This is a genomic window from Lichenihabitans sp. Uapishka_5 (assembly GCF_033947565.1).
Lineage (GTDB): Bacteria > Pseudomonadota > Alphaproteobacteria > Rhizobiales > Beijerinckiaceae > Lichenihabitans.
Map to the genome: position 1 here is coordinate 1 of NZ_JARPVX010000010.1, position 18,772 is coordinate 18,772.

An 18,772-nucleotide genomic window follows, 5' to 3' on the forward strand; every position below is an offset into this window, starting at 1 on the left:
CTTCGGCCGAGCCGACCTCCTTGCCGCCTACGACCACCTGATCGGCCGCTGGCACAGTCAGGCCGGCAATCGCCTCCGTGCCGCTGTCTCGGTCTCGGCACCGCAGCGGGTCAGCCCAGGGTATTTTGCCGATCTCGACCGGCTCAGCCGCGCCCACGACCTGCCGATCTATGCGCATATGCTGGAAACCAAACTGCAGCGCGTCCTCAAGGACGAGCAGTCGCGCTTCGGCGGTCGCAGCCTTGTCCGCTACACCGCAGACCTCGGTCTGCTCAGTGAACGCATGAACATTATCCACGCGATCTGGGTCGACGACGCGGACCTCGACCTGATCGCGTCGTCGGGAGCCACGATCGCCCATAACCCGATCAGCAATCTTCGGCTCGGTTCGGGCGTGATGCCGTTCCGTCGCATCCGCGACCACGGCATCCCGGTCTGCCTCGGCACCGACGAGGCCATCGCGGACGACAGCGTCAACATGTGGGGCGTGGCCAAGATGGCCGGTCTGATTCACAACATTTCCGGGGCAAACCCCGACCTTTGGCCGACCGCTACCGAGGTGCTGGGATGCCTGACGGAAGGCGGTGCACGGGCCATGCGCCTCGGCCGGGACGCCGGCGCCGTAGCGGTCGGTCGCCTCGCCGACCTCGCGCTGGTCGACCTCGATGCGCTGCCCTTCACGCCGCTGAACGACCTGCACCGGCAGCTCGTTTATTGCGAGAACGGCAGTTCCGTGCGCATGACGGTCGTGGCTGGACAGGTGGTTTACGACGGCACACGCGTCACCATGGTCGACGAGGTCGATCTGCTGGCCGAAGCGCGCGACCTTTTCCGCGCCCGGCAGCCGGCGCTCGAGGCCGCCCGCCGCGCGGCCGACCGCTGGCTCTCGGCCTATCGGGCCATGGTGGGCCGGGCCGCTATGCGCGATGTCGGCTTCAATCGCTGGGTCGGCGACGCGGCCCTAGGGGAAGAACGGGTATGACGCTGCCGAGCCACGGACGGTATGACTACCAGCCCATCACACGTCGCCCGGACTTCACGTGGCCGAACGGCGCCCGCCTCGCGGTTTATGTCGCGCTCGGAGTGGAGGACTATCGTTTCAGCGATGGGCTGACCGAGAACCTGCTCGCGGGGGCCTCGAAGCCTGACTTCGTCAATACCTCCTGGCGCGACTACGGCAACCGCGTCGGCGGTTTCCGGCTCATCGACCGGCTCGCCTCGTTCGGCATCGCGCCCGCCATCCTGCTCAACACCGCGGTCTACGACACCGCGCCCGATCTCATCGAAACCGCGCGCGCGGCTGGCGCCGAGATGGTCGGCCACGGCATCACCAATTCCGACACGCTCGCCGGCATGGGGGAAGCGGAGGAGCGCGCCTATCTCGACGCCGTCGCAACTCGCATCGCGCGGGAGGAAGGCGAGCCGCCACGCGGCTGGTCGAGCCCTTGGCTTGCCCAGACCGAGCGTACCTTCGATCTCCTGGGCGAGGCCGGCTACGGCTATGTGCTCGACCTTCGGCTCGACGACCAGCCGGTCTGGCTGAATACCCGGGCGAAGCCGCTGCTCGCGCTGCCCTACGCCCTGGAACTGAACGACAGCTCCACGATCATCGGCCGGCAGGCCGGTGCGGCCGAATTCGCCGAGATGATCATCAACGAGTTCGACGAGTTGCTGGACGCTTCGGCCAGGCAACCGCTCGTCATGAGTGTCGTGGTTCATAGCTTCATCTCGGGCGCGCCGTTCCGCCTCAAGACCCTCACGCGAGCGCTGGAGCATATCGCAGCCCGCCGCGACGATGTCTGGCTGACCACGCCGCGACGAATTGCTGACGCATACGGCGGCAGGGTTCCTTGAGCGGAGGCACGGCTTCATCGTGCTTCCGGGATCCGTCAGCCGGGGCGCCTGCTCTCCCTTTTGCCGGAGCTGCAGCAGGTAGTCTATCCATGACGAGGACACCCTTATACGAGTGGCAACAGAGTAGAAAACCGACACAACAGGCAGAAGATTGTTTGGTCGAAGCGACGATGATGATCGACGGCAGTGGGTGGGTTGGAGCCGTTGCCCGACATGTGCCGGCCGTATGTCAAGGTCTGCCTAGATGCATCTATCCGGCAGGATCATTGGGATCCTCTAACAGAATTGGAGGGTCGAAGTGGCGCGCTTTCAAGGTTGAAAGGCGCCTGTCCGTTTTCCAGCAAGACAGCTTCGAAGCGGCCATTCCGGTTTCGGCCAACTTCGGTCGTTCGACGGGCGGCTCGCCACGGTACTCGGCTAGTGGCTTGTCGGTTTTTCACGGACGCGATCGGCAGGCAAAGGCACCCGAACTTCCGGTAAGAAAATTGGTAAGAATCCTGGTAGGATTGCGCGGACGAAAAACGTCTAAGTCCTTGTGCGCACATCGATTGGAGCCGAATCCCTTCGCCCGCTCCATATTTGTGTGCCGCGACATATTTGCTTAGACTCGCGACATTAAATCTTGGACTTCTGGCGCCCATCGCTGGCCATTCCATGTCTCATCATCACAGGTAACTGTCCCCATCGACGGGGTATCATTCCTCGATTGCTCATCAGCAAGAGAGTGACCGCCATGAGACTGTTCGGACCCGAGTTCTTCCATCTGTTCACACGTTATGTGAGAATCACGCTATCGATAGGGATGCACGGAAAGATTCGGACAATGGAGCGACGGACTGACAAGCGACGCTGAGTGGAGTTGCAAGCAGAGGTTCGTGCACGAGCGCGGGATCAAGCCCCACATTCCCGTGTTCGACAAGTCCCAGCGGAGCGACGGCACCTTCAGCCGTTCGGACTTTGCCTATGATTATTGGCGCAATCTGTACACATGCCCGGCCGGGCAGCAGCTCTAGCGATACCGCCGTCTTTTCGGTGCAACCCGCGACGGTGCCGATTCCGAGGGCTTCATGCGTTACCGCGCCAGCAAGGTCGATTGCGATCCTTACACGTTGAAGCCTGCGTGCTGTCCCAATGCATCGGCCCGCTAGATCCTGCGCTCGATCCAGGAAGGCGCCCGCGACATGGCCAGGAACATCGCGATGACCGCGGACTACGTCACCTCGCGACGCGAGCGGAAGAAGGTCGAAATGCTGTTCGCCCATCTTAAGCGCATCCTGAAGCTGGACAGGCTGAGGCTACGAGGGCCGAATGGGGCGAGAGACGAGTTCCTCCTTCCCGCCGCCGCCCAGAACCTCAGAAAGCTTGCCAAGCCCGTTCCGCTGCCTGCTCCAGCCCTGGCATGAGGCCCAGGGCAGCCTGTATTTGACATCAAGAATAGCCGGTCAGGCGCGCCCGGACCAACTTTTTAAACGCAATCGACCCTTAGCGGACGTTGCGCCGTATGGGGCCTGCTCTCGAAAGCAGACACAACCTGATCGAGTTGAACAGAGACATGTCTGTTGTTTGCAGGCCGAGGTTCAGCCCGCGCACAGACCGAGGTTTCGCGCTACGTACATTGAACATCCTGCAGTCGTTTGACCTTTATCTGTGGGTACCCAAGCGATTGAGGGGGCAGTCAGCGGCGACGGCCACCGGTCGGCAGGTTGACGGCCGTTCTGCGGGAGCCACCAAAAGTCCCAGCCGCGCGGCGACGTCGCGGTGCTGCTGCGTGTCAACCAACATCGAGGATCGGCGCGCGCCGATACGTCGTCGCTGTTTCGTAGGCGTAGGCGTAGGCCAGCAGGTCCGCTTCGCTCCAGTGTCGTCCGACGAAGATGAGGCAGAACGGCGCCCCAGACCCATGGGTGCCGGCCGGCATCGTGACGCCGGGCAAACCCGCGATGTTGATTTCGCCTACGGTGGTCTCGTGGATCGAGTCGCCGCTGTGCAAGGCCGCCAGGGGTTCGCGCATCTGCGGGAACACCAGGACGTCGAGATTGTGCCGCGCGAACACCTCTTCGATGATGGCCAGATAGGCTTCCTTGAGGGCCACGAATCCCGACAGGTCGGGCGGACGCGTCGGATCGGCGAGACAAGGCCCGAATTCAGGTAGGTTCGGCATGAAGCCGAGCACACCCTTGGGCCCGAAGGCGTTCTCGGCGGCGGTCGCGGCCGCGAAGGCCGCGAAGGTCTTGAGCGCCACGTTCGGCCCCATGCGCTTCAGGTATTGCTCGAGATCGTAGGGGACGGATTCGAGGCCGCGTCCGTCGAATTCGTGCAGCGGCGGGGTGGCCTGGCGCAGCACCGCGAAGCCGGAGTTCGCGAAAGGGTCGTCCACCAGCACGGCGCCCTGAGCCCGCAACTCGCCCTGCGCCCGGGTGTAGAGTTTCTCTGTTTCGGTCGAGAGCGGCATGTCGCGCCATCCGGGGCCGTAGAGGCCGAGGCGTTTGCCCTGCAGCGCGTCGGGCTTCAACTTCGACGTGTAGCCGCCCTTAGGCCTCTTGCCGATCCCCGCGATCGTCTTCGGATCCTCAATCGTGTAGCCGGCGAGGACGTCGAGGCATAATGCGGCGTCGCGCACGCACCGAGCGATCGGCCCCACCACGTCGCGGTTGCTGGACAAGGGCATGACGCCGGCATTCGGCACTAGCGCGAAGGTCGGCTTGATTCCGACGAGCCCCTGGGCCGAGGCCGGGTTTTGGATCGAGCCGCCAGTTTCCTCCGCAAGGCCGAGCACGGCCATGCTGGCAGCCACCGCCGTCGCGGTGCCGGCGCTGCTGCCGCCGGGCAGGAATTCGCGGCCCGCCGCGTTGAAGGTGGGGCCCGCCCAGCTGTCATTGGCATGGGCACCGGTGTGGCTGAGCACCGGCACGTTGGTCTTGCCCAGAATCACCGTGTCGGCGGCCCGCATGCGGGCCACGACGGGCGAATCGGTGCCGGGCATCAGATCGACGCCGCCGGTTTTGCTGTAGAGGAGGCGCCAGCCCGCCGTGGTGGGAAAGCCCACCATATCCATCGGGTCCTTGACCACCACGGGAATGCCGGCGAGCGGCCCGAGCGCTTCCCCGGCGGCGCGCCGCTTGTCGATGGCACGCGCATCGGCCAGCGCCTCCGGATTCATGAAGATGATGGCGTTGTAGGCAGGATTGTACGTCTCGATCCTGTTGAGGCAGGCCTGGGTCAGAGCCTCCGCCGTCATTGTGCCGTCTGCAAAGGCACGCTGTGCCTTCTCTACGGTCATTTCGACGAGGTCGATCGGGCCCGACGGGGCTACGGTGGTCATGGCGGCGAACTCCGATCCTGCAAAGCGAAGCGCCAAGCAGGACTTTGCCTGCCAGCCTGCAAAGACGATGCCGGACACCCGTGGCCGGTCTCGGCGATCCTGGTGGTCGGCGCTTGCGCGGCCGACCCGACCCGCCCAAAACACGACGCGCGGCACATCGGCCGACCCACGGGGGATCAGAAATCGTGAAGGCAAATGATCCCTGGAGGGTCGGCGTGCTGTTTTCCCAGACCGGCGTCACCGCGGCCGTGGAACGAACCGGGTTGAACGGGACGCTGCTGGCGATCGGCGAGATCAACGAGGCCGGTGGCATCCTAGACCGGCCCCTGGAACCGATCGTCTATGATCCCGGATCCCTGCCGAAGATCTACCGCAGCCTGGCCGAGCGCCTGCTATCGAGCGACCGGGTCAAACTCATCTTCGGCTGCTACATGTCGAACTCCCGTAAGATGACCATTCCGGTGGTCGAGGCGTTCCGTGGCCTCCTGTTCTACCCAACGGCCTATGAGGGCTTCGAATATTCCCCCAATTGCATCTACACGGGTGCCTCGCCGAACCAGAACTCGCTGCAACTCGCCCGTTACCTGTTCGAGGTCTACGGCAACCGCTTCCTGATGATCGGTTCCAACTATGTCTTTCCCTACGAATCGAACCGCATCATCACCGATCTCGTGGTGCAGTCGCGGGGCAAGGTGCTCGACGAGATCTATGTGCCGCTCGATGCCGGGACCGACGATTTTACCAAGACGATCCGGCTCATCGAGAAGCTGAAGCCCGATGTGATCTTCTCGACTGTGGTAGGGCGCGCCACCCCGTTGTTCTACCGGGCCTATCACGAGGCCGGCTTCGATCCCGCCACCATGCCGATCGCGAGCCTTACCACGAGCGAGGCCGAGGTGGCCGACATGCCGGCGGCCATCGCCGAGGGCCACATCACGGGCGCACCCTTCTTCGAGACCCTCGGCACCCCGGCCGCGACCCGCTTCGTGCAAGCCTACAAGGCGCGCTTCGGGGCCGACGCGCCCGTCACGGCCTGCGCCGAGGCAGCGTATTTCCAGGTTCACCTCGCGGCGCGCGCGATGCGGCGCGCCGGCACCGACGATCCCGATCGGTTAATGGGCGAGGTGCGGGAAGCGGAGTTCGACGCACCCCAGGGCCGCGTCCGCATCGACCGCGAGAACAATCACGCGTTCCTGTGGCCGCGCGTGGCCCGGCTCGACGCCGCCGGGCGCTTCCAGACGGTGTGGAACCCCGGCGTCCGAGTAAAGCCCGACCCCTACTGCGTGGTGCAGAGCCTTGACGACTGGTCGGCCGACAGCCTGCACCAAACGCGCGGTTGACCGGGAGGGCATCGATGTCGATCAACGTCCTGCGTGACCTGCGTGACCTGCGTGTCCAGGTCGTCCACCCGCCCGACGAGGAGGGGATCAGCCTCGTCGAGCATCTGCGCCGCATTGGCTGCACCGTGGAGGCCAATTGGCCGATACCCGACAGCCCCGCGCCCCAAGCCGACGTGCTGATGCTCCACATCGACTACGATCAGCGGGATCCCATTCGCAAGCTGTTGCGCCAGCAGGGTGACCAGGGCCCTGCGGTCATCGCCATCGTTGATTACGAGAACCCGTCGACCCTGCAGATCGTGCTCGAATGCGGCGCCCTTGCTGTGACCGAGAAGCCGATCCGCCCCTTCGGCTTGCTGACCAACATCATCCTGGCCCGCACTCTGTGGCTGGAGCGTCAGGCCACCGCCCGCAAGATGCGCAAGTTCGAGGCGAAGCTGTCGGGCATCCAGAAGATCCAGCGGGCCAAGGCCATCCTCATGCAGAGCCAGGCTCTTAGCGAGGACGAGGCCTATTCGACGATCCGCAAGCAGGCAATGACGAAACGCACCTCGATGGAGGACATGGCTTCCGCCATCATCAACGCGAATGACCTCTTGACAAAGAAATTCCCCCGCACTTAATTGAAACTGTCTCTCGGGCCTATGCAGTGCTGCAACGCCGAGTGACGTTGGTCGAACAACAATGACGTTGTTTGGCACGGCTCAGTAGCCCGAACGGTCCAACCTGGACCTGTCGGGCTTTTTTTTGTTCGCAGCGTCGAAAACTCTTGTCGCTGCGTTTGCACCACTTTCGCAGCCTTTGCCGGCCTGATCGATTTCGCTCGCCTGCCGGGCGGAACCTGAACACCCATGGGCCCAGACCTGGGCACCTCTGCTTCGCTTCGTCTTCTCCGAGGGACCTCCCATGCAATTCGACCGTCGTGCATTCCTCAAGACGGGTGTCGGGGGTGCTGCAGCCCTGGCCACCCCGGCCCTGTTCACCCGCGTGGCGGAAGCCGCCGATACGATCGACGTCGGTGTGCTGTTCTCGCTGACCGGTGGGCTTTCCATCGTCGAGAAGTCGCTGCACGACGCCACCATGATGGCGATCGCCGAGATCAATGCCTCGGGCGGCGTGATGGGTAAGCAGATCCGCGCCGTCGAGGAAGACGGCGCGTCCGATCCCAAGACCTACAACGAGAAGGCCTCAAAGCTCGTCATCGAGAACAAGCTGCCGACCGTGTTCGGCTCCTACACTTCGGCGAGCCGCAAGGCCGTGCTTCCGGTCTTCGAAAAGCGCAACAGCATGTACTTCTACCCCACCTATTACGAAGGGTACGAGTGCTCCAAAAACGTCGTCTACACCGGCGCGGTGCCGAACCAGCAGCTCTCGAATTTCATTCCCTGGATCATCAAGACGCTCGGCAAAAATAGCTTCTTCATCGTCGGGTCGGACTACATCTACCCGCGTGAGATGTCCAAGGTCTGCAAGATCCTGATCGAGAAGAACGGCGGCAAATACGTGGCCGACGAATATCTCGAGCTCGGACATTCCGAGTGGGGCTCGATGGTCAACAAGATCAAGAGCTCGGGTTGCGACGTCGTGCTGTCGAACGTGGTGGGCGACTCGGTGATCTCCTTCTACCGCGAGTTCAAGAACCAGGGCCTGACCCACGACAAGCTGCCGATCTGCGCCACCGTCACATCCGAAATCGAGATCGCCGCGATGGGAGCCGACTACGCGGTCGGCAGCTACACGTCCTTTCCATATTTTCAGGCCATCGACTTGCCGGAAAACAAGAGCTTCATCGAGCGCTATCGCGCCTTCGTGAAAGACCCCAAGGCCGTCACCCACCACGCCATGTGCTCGGCCTATTTCCAGGTGTTCCTGTGGAAGCAGGCGGTCGAGAAGGCCAAGGAGACGAGCCCCAACGCGGTACGCGAAGCCGTGCGCGGCCAGGAGTTCGACTCGCCCGGTGGCAAGGTGAAAGTCGAAAAGGAAAACCTGCACACTTGGCTGACACCCCGCATCGCCCAGTGGCAGGCCGACGGCCAGGGCAAAATCGTCGACGCCTACCCCGAGCCCGTCATGCCGCTGCCCTATTCGGCCTATGGCGAGACCGAGACCAACCTCTTCTGCACGCCCAAGGGCGTCGACCCGCGCAAGCTGAAGGGCTGATCGCGCCTCCCTTCTTCCGCTCTCGCGGGAGAAGGGCAACCCGCCCCCTAACCTCGAGACCTCCCGTTGACCGACGTTATCTTCATCGGCCTCAGCCTCGGATCGATCCTGCTCCTCGTGGCGCTCGGCCTTGCCATCACCTATGGGGCCATGGGGGTTATCAACATGGCCCATGGTGACCTCGTCATGGTGGGCGCCTACACGACCGTGATGTCGGGCCTCTGGCTGCATCTCGGCTTCCTGGCCTCGATCCCGGTAGCCTTCGTGGTAACAGCCGTAATCGGCCTCGGAATCGAGAAGTTCATCGTGCGCCGGCTCTACGGACGCCTGCTCGATACGCTGCTCGCCACCTGGGGCGTCGCCATCCTGCTCCAACAGGCGGTGCGGCTCGAATTCGGCGCGTCGTTCTTCGGGCGTCACATCGAAGGCCTCGGCTCAGGGCTCCAGAAGGCCGACGTGCCGGCCTGGCTGCAAGGCTCGATTACCCTGCTCGGCGTCGATCTCAACCTCTACCGCACCTTTATCATCGTCGTGACGCTGGCGCTGACGGGGCTGACCTGGTTCATCATGTACCGCCTGCCGATTGGCACCCAGGTGCGCGCCATCATGCGCAACCCGAAGATGGCGGCCGCCTGCGGCATCGATGTCGAGCGCGTCAACGCCCTGACCTTCGCCTATGGATCGGGCCTCGCGGGTGTCGCCGGCGTCATGATGTCGGGTTTCAAGACCGTATTCCCCGACATGGGCACACCCCTCGTGGTCGACGGCTTCCTCGTGGTCGTGGTCGGCGGTGTCGGCTCGCTGTTCGGGTCGCTCGCTGCGTCCGGCATCCTCGGCCAGATCAACGGCATCGTGGCGGCCGGCACCAACGACATCATCGCCCGCGCGGTGGTGTTCGGCGTCGTGATTCTCATCATCATCTTCAGGCCGAAGGGCCTGTTCTCCTTCAAGGGGCGTTGAGTCATGCTGACGAAGCGCCAATTCGAGATCGCGTCCTACGCGCTCTTCATCGGCATCATCCTCATCCTGCCGCTCTTCTTGGGCGAGTTCTGGACGAACCGCATCGCCAAATACCTCGTTTACGGCATGCTCGGCGTCGCCATCTGCCTGTCCTGGGGTTACGCCGGCATCCTCAACCTTGGCCAAGGCCTCTTCTTCGGCCTCGGCGCCTACATGATGGCGATGTCGCTGAAGCTGGCATCGAACACCAGCCAACAACAGGATGCCGCCACCCCGATCCCCGATTTCATGTTCTGGAACGCCGAGCCAGGCGCCAAATCTGACCTATGCTGCATCGTTAAGGGCTCCTGGCTCTGGTACCCGTTCCAGTCGCAATGGTTCGGCCTCGTCATGGCGGTCGTGGTGCCGACGGTCGTGGCGGCGTTGCTCGGCACGATCGTGTTCCGCAAGCGCATCACGGGCGTGTTCATCTCCATCATCACGCTCGCGCTGGTGCTGCTGGTCCGGTTGCTCCTCATCAGCAGCCAGCCGCTGACCAACGGCTTCAACGGGCTCACCGATCTCGGCAGCTTCACGTTCGGCGATTTCGCCTTCGATTCCTATGGCGTGCCGCTCTATTACGTCGTCGCGGTCGCGCTCAGCCTCGTGCTGATCCTGGCCCGGTTGCTGGTCGAGACGCGCGCCGGTCTGGTGCTGCAGGCCATCCGCGACGACCAGAACCGTGTGCGATACCTCGGCTTCGACGTGCCGGCCTTTCAGATTTTCTTCTTCGCGGTGTCGGCCGGCATCGCGGGGCTTGCGGGGCTGCTCTACGTCAACGTCGCCGAATTCGCCTCGCCAACCTTCATGGACCTCGCCTTCTCGATCACCATGGTGGTTTGGGCGGCGGTGGGCGGGCGCTCGTCGCTGCTTGGGGCTTGCATCGGCGCTATCCTAATCAACATGGCGGAAGCCACAATGAGTGAGACGCAGGGTCTGCTCGAAGCTTGGCGTGCCATCATCGGGCTCGTCTTCATCCTGGTGGTGCTGTTCCTGCCGCGCGGCCTCGCCGGGCTCGCCAACGATGCTGTCGACTGGCTCCTCGCCCGCGTCGGTCGCACCCGGCCGACCCCGGCCTCCGTGCCAGACCATCTGACCGCTAGCCGCAACGGGAGCCTCTGATGGCCGCAGCTCTCACGCTCGACGGATTGGGCGTCGATTTTTCGGGCTTCAAGGCCGTCTCTGGGGTCTCAACGGTCGTGGAGGACGGCGAACTCCGGGTGCTCCTCGGCGCCAACGGGGCTGGCAAGACGACGCTGATGGATCTCGTCTCGGGCCGCACTGCTTCGACGGAAGGCCGGGTGTTCCTGTTCGACCAGGAGATCACCAACCGCGAGGAGCACATCATCGCCCGCGCCGGGCTTGGTCGCAAATTTCAGCTCCCGAGCATCTTCAAGGAACTGACGATCCGCCGCAATCTCGAGGTGGCGAGTTGCCCGAGCCGCGGTGTCTTCGCCAATCTCGGCTTCGGCTTTCCAAAGTCGAGCCGCGATCGCGTCGACGAAGTCTTGGAGCTGACGGGCCTGACGGACTTGGCTGAGGGGATTGCCGCGAACCTGTCGCATGGCCAAACGCAATGGCTCGAACTCGGCTTGCTGATCGTCCAAAACCCCAAGGTGCTGCTGCTCGACGAGCCGACCGCCGGCATGACGGCGGGCGAAACCCAGAAGACCGCCCAGATCATCAACGGCCTCAAGGGTCGCCATACGGTCATCGTGGTGGAGCACGACATGGCCTTCGTGCGCGAGATCGCCGAGCGCATCACCGTGCTGCACCTCGGCCAGATCATTGCCGAGGGCAACATGGCGGCGATCGAGATGAACGAAAAGGTGCGCGAAGCCTATCTCGGGTCCGGGGGGATCCACTGATGCTGTCCCTCACCGGCGTCGACAGCTTCTACGATCGCAGCCACATCCTGCACGGGGTGTCGCTCTCCGTGCCCGACAAGCAGATCCTCTCCGTGCTTGGCCGCAACGGCACCGGCAAGACGACGCTGCTGAAGACGCTCATGGGCCTGACCGACAAGGCGACGGGGAAGATCCGTCTCGACGACAAGGATCTGAGCCGCAGCCCGACCCATCTGCGCGCCCGTTCAGGCATCGCCTACGTGCCGCAGGGCCGGCAGATCATCCCGGATTTCACGGTCCGTGAGAACATCCTAATGGGCGCCTTCGCGCGGCCCGACGGCAAGCAGGCGATCCCCGACCTCGTGCCGGTGTTGTTCCCCTACCTGATGGCCAACCTGAACCGTCCGGGTGGGCTTCTGTCGGGCGGCCAGCAACAGCAGCTCGCCATCGCGCGGGCGCTGGCGGCCCAGCCGACCGTGCTGCTGATGGACGAGCCGACCGAAGGCATCCAGCCCAACATCGTGGCCGAGATCGAGGCCATCATCCTCCGCCTCAACCGCGAGGAGGGGCTGACCATCATCCTGGTCGAACAGAACATCGCCTTCGCGCGCCGAGCCGGCCACGTCTTCGCCATTATGGAGAAGGGCCGCGTGGCGGCCGGTGGCCCGGCCGCGGCGCTGACCGACGACCTCATCCATCGCCATCTTGCCGTGTGAGCCCCCGGTCTTCACGACACGAACCTTCCGCCCCCACCGGATAACGACAACACCCAACCAAGGACACGTCCCATGCTGCACGGCGACATTTCCTCCAGCAACGACACGGTCGGCGTCGCCGTCGTGAGCTACAAGATGCCCCGGCTCCACACCAAGGCCGAGGTTCTCGCCAACGCCAAGAAGATCGCCGACATGGTGGTCGGCATGAAGTCGGGCCTGCCCGGCATGGATCTCGTGATCTTCCCGGAATATTCGACGCACGGCATCATGTACGACTCGAAGGAGATGTACGAGACGGCCTCGACGATCCCCGGCGACGAGACCGAGATCTTCGCCGAAGCCTGCCGCAAGGCCAAGGTTTGGGGTGTGTTTTCGTTGACCGGCGAACAGCACGAGGAGCACCCCAACAAGGCGCCCTACAACACCCTGATCCTGATGAACGACCAGGGCGAGATCGTGCAGAAATATCGCAAGATCATGCCGTGGGTGCCGATCGAAGGCTGGTACCCGGGCGACTGCACCTATGTGTCCGAAGGCCCCAAGGGCATGAAGATGAGCCTCATCATCTGCGATGACGGCAATTATCCCGAGATCTGGCGCGACTGCGCCATGAAGGGCGCCGAGTTGATCATCCGCTGCCAGGGCTACATGTACCCGGCCAAGGAACAGCAGATCACCATGTCGAAAGCCATGGCATGGGCCAACAATTGCTACGTGGCGGTTGCCAATGCGTCCGGCTTCGACGGCGTCTACACCTATTTCGGCCATTCGGCCCTGATAGGCTTCGATGGCCGCACACTTGGCGAGACGGGACCGGAGGAGATGGGCATCCAATACGCCCAGCTGTCGAAATTCCTGCTTCGCGACGCCCGCAAGCACGGCCAGTCCGAGAACCACCTCTTCAAGCTCGTGCACCGCGGCTATACGGGCATGATCAACTCGGGCGAGGGCGACAAGGGCGTAGCGGCCTGCCCGTACGACTTCTACGCGAAGTGGATCGCCGACCCGGAAGCCACCCGCGAGATGGTTGAGAAGATGACCCGCGACACGGTGGGCACGGACGAGGCGCCGATGGAGGGCATCCCGAACAAAAAGACCGCGGCACACCGTTAGCGGCACCTCCCTTCTCCCGTTCGCACGGGAGAAGGATCGTGGACCTTGAAGAGGACCCTTCCCATGCTGCTCGTCGAACGTGTCCTGGGGAGCCGGATCGATCCCCTTCTGTCAGATCGCCTGCACCACCTCGAACACCACGGCCAGGTCGATATCCTCAACTTGCCCGCCGCCGAGCTGGCGCGGCGCCGTTTTCGGGCCACTAGCGCGGCCGGTGAGGAGATCGCCATCGCGCTGCCGCGCGACCAGAAACTCTTCGATGGGGCGGTGCTGGTGCTCGAGGATCACAAGGCCATCGTGGTGCGGGTCGACAGCGAGCACTGGTTGCGCCTGCAGCCACGCTCGATCGCCGATGCGGTGGAGCTCGGCTACCACGCCGGCAACCTGCATTGGCGGGTGCGCTTCCAGGGCGAGGCACTGTTGGTCGCGCTCGAAGCGCCGGTCGACAGCTACCTCGACCGTCTCGGGACGCTGATCACAGAGCGCCGCGTCGTCACCTCGGTGTCGAAGACCGACGACCTGTGATGCAGGCGCTTCTCGCGACGCTTTGGCAAAGCGATAGCGCCTTCCCGAGCGGTGGCTTCGCGTTTTCGAACGGCATCGAGGGCGCGGCCGCGCTCGCGGGGTCGCTCGACAAGGAGACGCTCGGCACCGTTCTGGCCTTCACACTGCGGCATCGCTGGGCCACGGCCGACAGGCACGCCATGCTGCATGCGTTCCACGCAGACGACATCGAACGGCTGGCCATCATCGACCACACCTTCGAAACTGCCACGCTTCCCGAACCTCTGCGGGTCGGCTCTCGTCGCAATGGCATGGCGTTTCTCACGGCCCATGCACGATTGGACACACCCGGCGCACAGGACTTGCGTGCCGCCATCGCCGGGGGGCAGTGCCTCGGCCACCTGCCAGTCGTGCAAGGCTGGATCTGGCGGCGTTGCGGGCTTGACCAGAACGCGGCGGTCGCGGCCTCGGCCTATACGGTGACGGCCGCGATGGTGAACGCGGCGGTCCGGCTCGGTCTGGTCGGAGCGATCGAGGCGCAGCGCGTGCTGGCCGGGACCTTTCCATTGATTTCGGACCTCGCAGCGATGCCGTTCGATCTATCCGCCGACGTTGCCTTCCCCAGCGCGACACCCTGGCTCGACATCGCGGTCACCCGGCACGCACGGTCCGACCTGCGCTTATTCTCGAACTAGCCATGGCCAAGCTTTCCCCTGCCGTCATTATGCTGAGGGGGCCCGAAGGGCCGTCCCGAAGGACAAACGGTGGTTGTGCGTCCTTTGACTCGGCCGCAACGCGGCCGGCTCAGGATGAGGATGGCCGGGGCCTGACGTTGACCCGCTTGGAGGAGCCTTCATGCTGCTGACGCCGACCGAGCTCGAACGGCTCACCATCTTCACGGCCGCCGAACTCGCGCGCAAGCGGCGGGGCAGGGGCCTGAAGCTCAACCATCCCGAGGCCGTGGCGCTGATCACCGACGAGATCCTCGAAGGTGCGCGGGATGGAAAATCCGTGGCGCAGATGATGAGCTTCGGATCGACCATCCTGAGCCAGGAGGACGTCATGCCGGGCGTCGCCGCCATGGTGCCGATCCTCCAGGTCGAGGGCGTGTTCCCCGACGGCACCAAGCTCGTGACGATCCACGAGCCGATCCGCCCCGTGGAGGGCGGCGCGGCCGACACGCTGGAACCGGGCGAACTGCTGCCCGCCGAAGGCGACGACATCATCCTCAACGCCGCTCGACGCAGCGTGACGATCTCGGTCGTGAACACCGGCGACCGTCCGGTGCAGATCGGCTCACATTACCATTTCTTCGAGACCAACAAGGCGCTTGACTTCGATCGGGCCGAGGCCTTCGGCATGCGGCTCGACATTCCGGCCGGCACGGCGGTGCGCTTCGAGCCGGGGCAGACAAAGGATGTGACGCTCTGCATCTATGGGGGGCGCCGCGAGGTCACCGGCTTCCACGGCCTCAGCGACGGGCCGACCGACACCGACCAGGCCCGCGACACGGCGCTCGCCCGCGCCCGCGCGGCCGGCTTCAAGGGAGCCTGATCCATGGCCCGCTTGTCCCGCAGAGATTACGCGCAGCTTTACGGTCCCACAGTCGGCGACGGCCTGCGCCTCGGCGACACCTCGCTGATCGCCGTTGTCGAAAAGGACCATACCGTCTACGGCGACGAATGCCTGCACGGCGGCGGCAAGACCCTGCGCGATGGCGCGGGTCTTGCCGCCGGAATCACCAGCGCCCAGGGCGCGCTCGATATGCTGCTCTGCAACGTCGTGGTGATCGACGCGGTGCTTGGTGTCGTCAAAGGCGACCTCGGCATCAAGGACGGGGTGATCGTGGGGCTCGGCAAGGCCGGCAACCCCGCCGTAATGGACGGCGTCGACCCCCGCCTCATCGTGTCCCAGGCCACTACGGTGCGGGATTGCGAGGGGCTGATCGCCACCGCAGGTGCCATCGACGTGCATGTGCATTTCGACTCGGCCGGCCTCTGCGAACACGCCATCTCGTCCGGCATCACCACGATGCTCGGCGGCTCGCTCGGGCCCATCACGGTCGGCATCGACTCGGGCGGCCCCTTCAACACCGGCAAGATGCTGCAAGCGTCCGAAGCCTGGCCGATCAACTTCGGCTTCCTGGGCCGCGGCAACTCCCACAAGCCTGCCTCGCTAGTCGAGCAGATGGAGACTGGCTGCCTCGGCCTGAAGATCCACGAGGACTGGGGCTCGATGCCGGCCACGATCGATAGCTGCCTCAAGGTGGCGGACGAACTCGACTTCCAGGTGCAGATCCACACCGACACGCTGAACGAATCGGGTTTCGTCGAGGATACGCTCGCTGCCATCGGCGGTCGCACCATCCACATGTACCACACCGAGGGTGCGGGCGGTGGCCATGCGCCCGACATCATCCGGGTCGCGGGACTGCCGCATTGCCTGCCGTCGTCGACCAACCCCACCAATCCCTATACGGTGAACACCTTCGACGAACACCTCGACATGACGATGGTGTGCCATCACCTCAATCCGGCGATTCCCGAGGACGTGGCCTTCGCCGAAAGCCGCATCCGCGCCCAGACCATCGCGGCCGAAGACGTGCTGCACGACATCGGCGCTATCTCGATGCTCGGCTCCGACAGCCAGGGCATGGGCCGCATTCATGAGGTGATCTGCCGGACGTGGCAGCTCGCCTCCAAGATGAAGGACCAGCGCGGACCACTGCCCGAGGAGCAGCCCCGGCGCGGCGACAACGCCCGCATCCGCCGCTTCATCGCCAAATACACGATCAATGCGGCGAAGAGCTTTGGCATAGCCGACCACATCGGCTCGCTCGAAGACGGAAAGATGGCCGACATCGTGATCTGGCGCCCGGCCTTCTTCGGCATCAAACCGGAGCTCGTAGTGAAGGGCGGCTTTATCGCCTGGGGCGCCATGGGCGACTCGGCAGCCTCGCTGATGACGTGCGAGCCGATCCGCATGCGTCCGCAATGGGGCGCCTTCGGCCGCGCCGCTTCCGCGCTCTCCGCCTGTTTCGTCCACCCGCTGGCGATCGCGGCCGATCTCGGTGGATCGCTCGGCTTGTCCAAAACACTGCTGCCTGCCCACGGCACGCGGCGGCTTCAAAAATCCGACATGTTGTGGAACGACGCCTGCCCGGACATCCGGGTCGATCCGCAGACGTTCGAGGTCTTCGTCGACGGCATCCTCGCGACCTGCGAACCGGCTGAGCGCCTTCCCCTGGCGCAGCGGTACATGCTGCGATGAGTGCGATGCCAACCCCATCTCACAAGCGTCAAACGGCGGCCCGCGTCGGCATCGGTGGGCCGGTCGGCTCCGGGAAGACGGCGTTGATCGAGCGCCTGATCCCCGTGCTGCAGGAGCGCGGCATCGATCTCGCGATCGTCACCAACGATCTCGTCACCCACGAAGACGCCGAGAGGGTGCGCCGCTCCGGTCTCATCGACCCGGCGCGTGTCGCGGCCGTCGAGGCCGGGGCGTGCCCCCATACGGTGATCCGCGAGGACCCGACCCTCAACATCGCGGCGGGCGACGCGCTCGAAGCACGCTTTCCCGGCCTCGAACTCATCCTGTTCGAGTCGGGTGGCGACAATCTCGCCTCCACGTTCTCGCTCGATCTCGTCGACTGGTGGATCTTCGTGATCGACGTCGCGGGCGGCGACGACATTCCGCGCAAGAAGGGGCCGGGGATCATCCGCTGCGACCTGCTCGTGGTGAATAAGACCGACCTCGCCCCCCATGTCGGCGTCGACCTGCCCCGCATGCTGGCCGAGGCCGGAACCGTGCGGGCCGGCCGCCCCGTCATCGCCACTAACCTGCGCACCGGCGATGCCGTGGAGGCGGTGGCCGATGCCATCTGCGGGGCCGTGGTGTTCAAGGAATGAACGAGCGTGCTGCCGCAGCGCTTCTGCCATCGGCGAAACCGGGAACCCGTGCGGTCGACGCCACGCTCCGCTTCGCGCGCGGTGGCGGCCGAACGTTCCTGGCCCGGCAGGCGATCCCCTACCCATTCCACATCACCCGTCCGCACCACCTGGACCTGGGCCAGCCGGATCTCGCGACGCTGTATCTGCAATCCGCCTCGGGGGGGCTCTATGGCGGCGATCGCCTGACGCTCGCCATCGCGGCCGGCCCCGAGGCCCGCGCCCATGTCACGAGCCAGGCCGCGACCGTGGTCCACACGGGGCGCGACATCCGGGTCGAGACCCACATCGACGTGGCTGCGGGCGCGTGGCTGGCGCTGACCACCGACCCCTATATCCTGTTCCCCGGTACGGACCTGTCGGTCTCCACCAATGTCACGCTGGCGCCGGGCGCCACGGCGATCTTGGCGGAAGGGTTTTCGCCGCACGATCCCGCCGCCCGTGGGGCCCCGTTTGCGCATCTCTCCACCGCAACCCGCATCGACGCGGCGGGCGGCGGTGTGCTGGTCGATGAGCAAAGCCACATCGACGGCCCCGCCTTTGCGGCGCCCAGCTCCCCGCTCGGTTCCTACGGCGCGATGGGGATGGTGTTCATTCTCGGCGACGCCGCCCAGGCCCTCGATGCGGGAGGTCTCGAAGCCGCCCTCGATGCGATCGATGTGCTGGCCGGGGCGTCGCGGCTGCCCGGCGGGGCCGGATGGGGTGTACGCCTTCTGGCGCGCGACGGCGGTCGATTGAGCCGTGGCGTCGATCTCGTGTTCACGGCCGGTTTCACGCTCCTGGTCGGGTGCGCCCCAGCACGACGGCGAAAGTAGCAGGAACTGGTTCAAGACCGTTTAAACAAGCCCCGACCTCATCCTGAGCAGCCGCCAAAGGCGGCCTGTTTAAGGGCGCACAGCCATCGTGCGTGCTTCGAGACGGTATTTCGGGCCTCCTCAGCATGAGGGTCGTGGGAGGTCTCTGACCAGCC

General features: G+C 64.6%; 17 protein-coding genes and 1 pseudogene. 17 read left to right on the forward strand and 1 reads right to left on the reverse strand.

Translation table 11 applies throughout. The features are described 5' to 3' along the window. The 3 genes and pseudogenes from P7D22_RS06265 to P7D22_RS06275 form a co-directional block, all read left to right on the forward strand. Window positions 1–982: amidohydrolase family protein (locus P7D22_RS06265; RefSeq protein ID WP_319933365.1), on the forward strand; the 982-nt coding region annotated here is incomplete at its 5' end. Next, window positions 979–1,854: a polysaccharide deacetylase family protein gene (locus tag P7D22_RS06270; protein WP_319933366.1), complete on the forward strand. Its 876-nt coding sequence runs from the start codon at window positions 979–981 to the stop codon at window positions 1,852–1,854. The genes P7D22_RS06265 and P7D22_RS06270, both read left to right, overlap by 4 nt. 809 nt (window positions 1,855–2,663) lie before the next feature. Beyond that, a pseudogene (locus P7D22_RS06275) lies at window positions 2,664–3,257 on the forward strand (transposase); the annotation flags it as partial. 368 nt (window positions 3,258–3,625) lie between these two features. On the opposite strand, the gene P7D22_RS06280 reads toward P7D22_RS06275, so the two are convergent. Continuing rightward, window positions 3,626–5,176 (reverse strand): amidase, encoded by a 1,551-nt coding sequence (locus tag P7D22_RS06280; protein WP_319933367.1) that lies wholly within the window; start codon window positions 5,174–5,176, stop codon window positions 3,626–3,628. Between the two features lie 185 nt (window positions 5,177–5,361). On the opposite strand from P7D22_RS06280, the gene P7D22_RS06285 reads away from it, so the two are divergent. The 14 genes from P7D22_RS06285 (at window position 5,362) to P7D22_RS06350 (ending at window position 18,617) form a co-directional block, all read left to right on the forward strand. Beyond that, on the forward strand, window positions 5,362–6,516 hold the full coding sequence (locus P7D22_RS06285) for a transporter substrate-binding domain-containing protein (RefSeq protein WP_319933368.1): 1,155 nt from the start codon (window positions 5,362–5,364) through the stop codon (window positions 6,514–6,516). 14 nt (window positions 6,517–6,530) lie between these two features. After that, window positions 6,531–7,139, forward strand: coding sequence for an ANTAR domain-containing response regulator (locus tag P7D22_RS06290; RefSeq protein ID WP_319933369.1), 609 nt, complete (start codon window positions 6,531–6,533; stop codon window positions 7,137–7,139). A gap of 283 nt (window positions 7,140–7,422) precedes the next feature. Further along, window positions 7,423–8,676: an ABC transporter substrate-binding protein gene (locus tag P7D22_RS06295; protein WP_319933370.1), complete on the forward strand. Its 1,254-nt coding sequence runs from the start codon at window positions 7,423–7,425 to the stop codon at window positions 8,674–8,676. Between the two features lie 66 nt (window positions 8,677–8,742). Then, entirely contained in the window at window positions 8,743–9,636 is an 894-nt protein-coding gene (urtB, locus tag P7D22_RS06300; protein ID WP_319933371.1) for an urea ABC transporter permease subunit UrtB, read from the forward strand. 3 nt (window positions 9,637–9,639) lie between these two features. After that, window positions 9,640–10,797, forward strand: a complete 1,158-nt coding sequence (gene urtC / locus P7D22_RS06305; protein ID WP_319933372.1) for an urea ABC transporter permease subunit UrtC — start codon at window positions 9,640–9,642, stop codon at window positions 10,795–10,797. Beyond that, window positions 10,794–11,543 carry an urea ABC transporter ATP-binding protein UrtD gene (urtD, locus tag P7D22_RS06310; protein ID WP_319933449.1) on the forward strand — a complete coding sequence of 250 codons (750 nt, stop codon included), beginning with the start codon at window positions 10,794–10,796 and terminating at the stop codon, window positions 11,541–11,543. Before urtC ends, urtD begins: the two co-directional genes overlap by 4 nt. Beyond that, entirely contained in the window at window positions 11,543–12,238 is a 696-nt protein-coding gene (gene urtE, locus P7D22_RS06315; RefSeq protein ID WP_319933373.1) for an urea ABC transporter ATP-binding subunit UrtE, read from the forward strand. Before urtD ends, urtE begins: the two co-directional genes overlap by 1 nt. Window positions 12,239–12,310: 72 nt before the next feature. Beyond that, window positions 12,311–13,351, forward strand: coding sequence for an aliphatic amidase (locus tag P7D22_RS06320; protein ID WP_319933374.1), 1,041 nt, complete (start codon window positions 12,311–12,313; stop codon window positions 13,349–13,351). Between the two features lie 63 nt (window positions 13,352–13,414). Next, window positions 13,415–13,876, forward strand: a complete 462-nt coding sequence (ureE, locus tag P7D22_RS06325) for an urease accessory protein UreE (protein ID WP_319933375.1) — start codon at window positions 13,415–13,417, stop codon at window positions 13,874–13,876. Then, on the forward strand, window positions 13,876–14,550 hold the full coding sequence (locus P7D22_RS06330) for an urease accessory protein UreF (RefSeq protein ID WP_319933376.1): 675 nt from the start codon (window positions 13,876–13,878) through the stop codon (window positions 14,548–14,550). Before ureE ends, P7D22_RS06330 begins: the two co-directional genes overlap by 1 nt. A gap of 160 nt (window positions 14,551–14,710) precedes the next feature. Continuing rightward, window positions 14,711–15,409, forward strand: coding sequence for an urease subunit gamma (locus P7D22_RS06335; protein ID WP_319933377.1), 699 nt, complete (start codon window positions 14,711–14,713; stop codon window positions 15,407–15,409). A gap of 3 nt (window positions 15,410–15,412) precedes the next feature. Beyond that, entirely contained in the window at window positions 15,413–17,125 is a 1,713-nt protein-coding gene (gene ureC, locus P7D22_RS06340) for an urease subunit alpha (RefSeq protein WP_319933378.1), read from the forward strand. Next, window positions 17,122–17,763 (forward strand): urease accessory protein UreG, encoded by a 642-nt coding sequence (ureG, locus tag P7D22_RS06345; protein WP_319933379.1) that lies wholly within the window; start codon window positions 17,122–17,124, stop codon window positions 17,761–17,763. Before ureC ends, ureG begins: the two co-directional genes overlap by 4 nt. Beyond that, the gene (locus tag P7D22_RS06350; RefSeq protein WP_319933380.1) at window positions 17,760–18,617 is read left to right on the forward strand and encodes an urease accessory protein UreD; all 858 of its coding nucleotides are present in this window, start codon (window positions 17,760–17,762) and stop codon (window positions 18,615–18,617) included. Before ureG ends, P7D22_RS06350 begins: the two co-directional genes overlap by 4 nt. The last annotated feature ends 155 nt before the right edge of the window (window positions 18,618–18,772 follow it).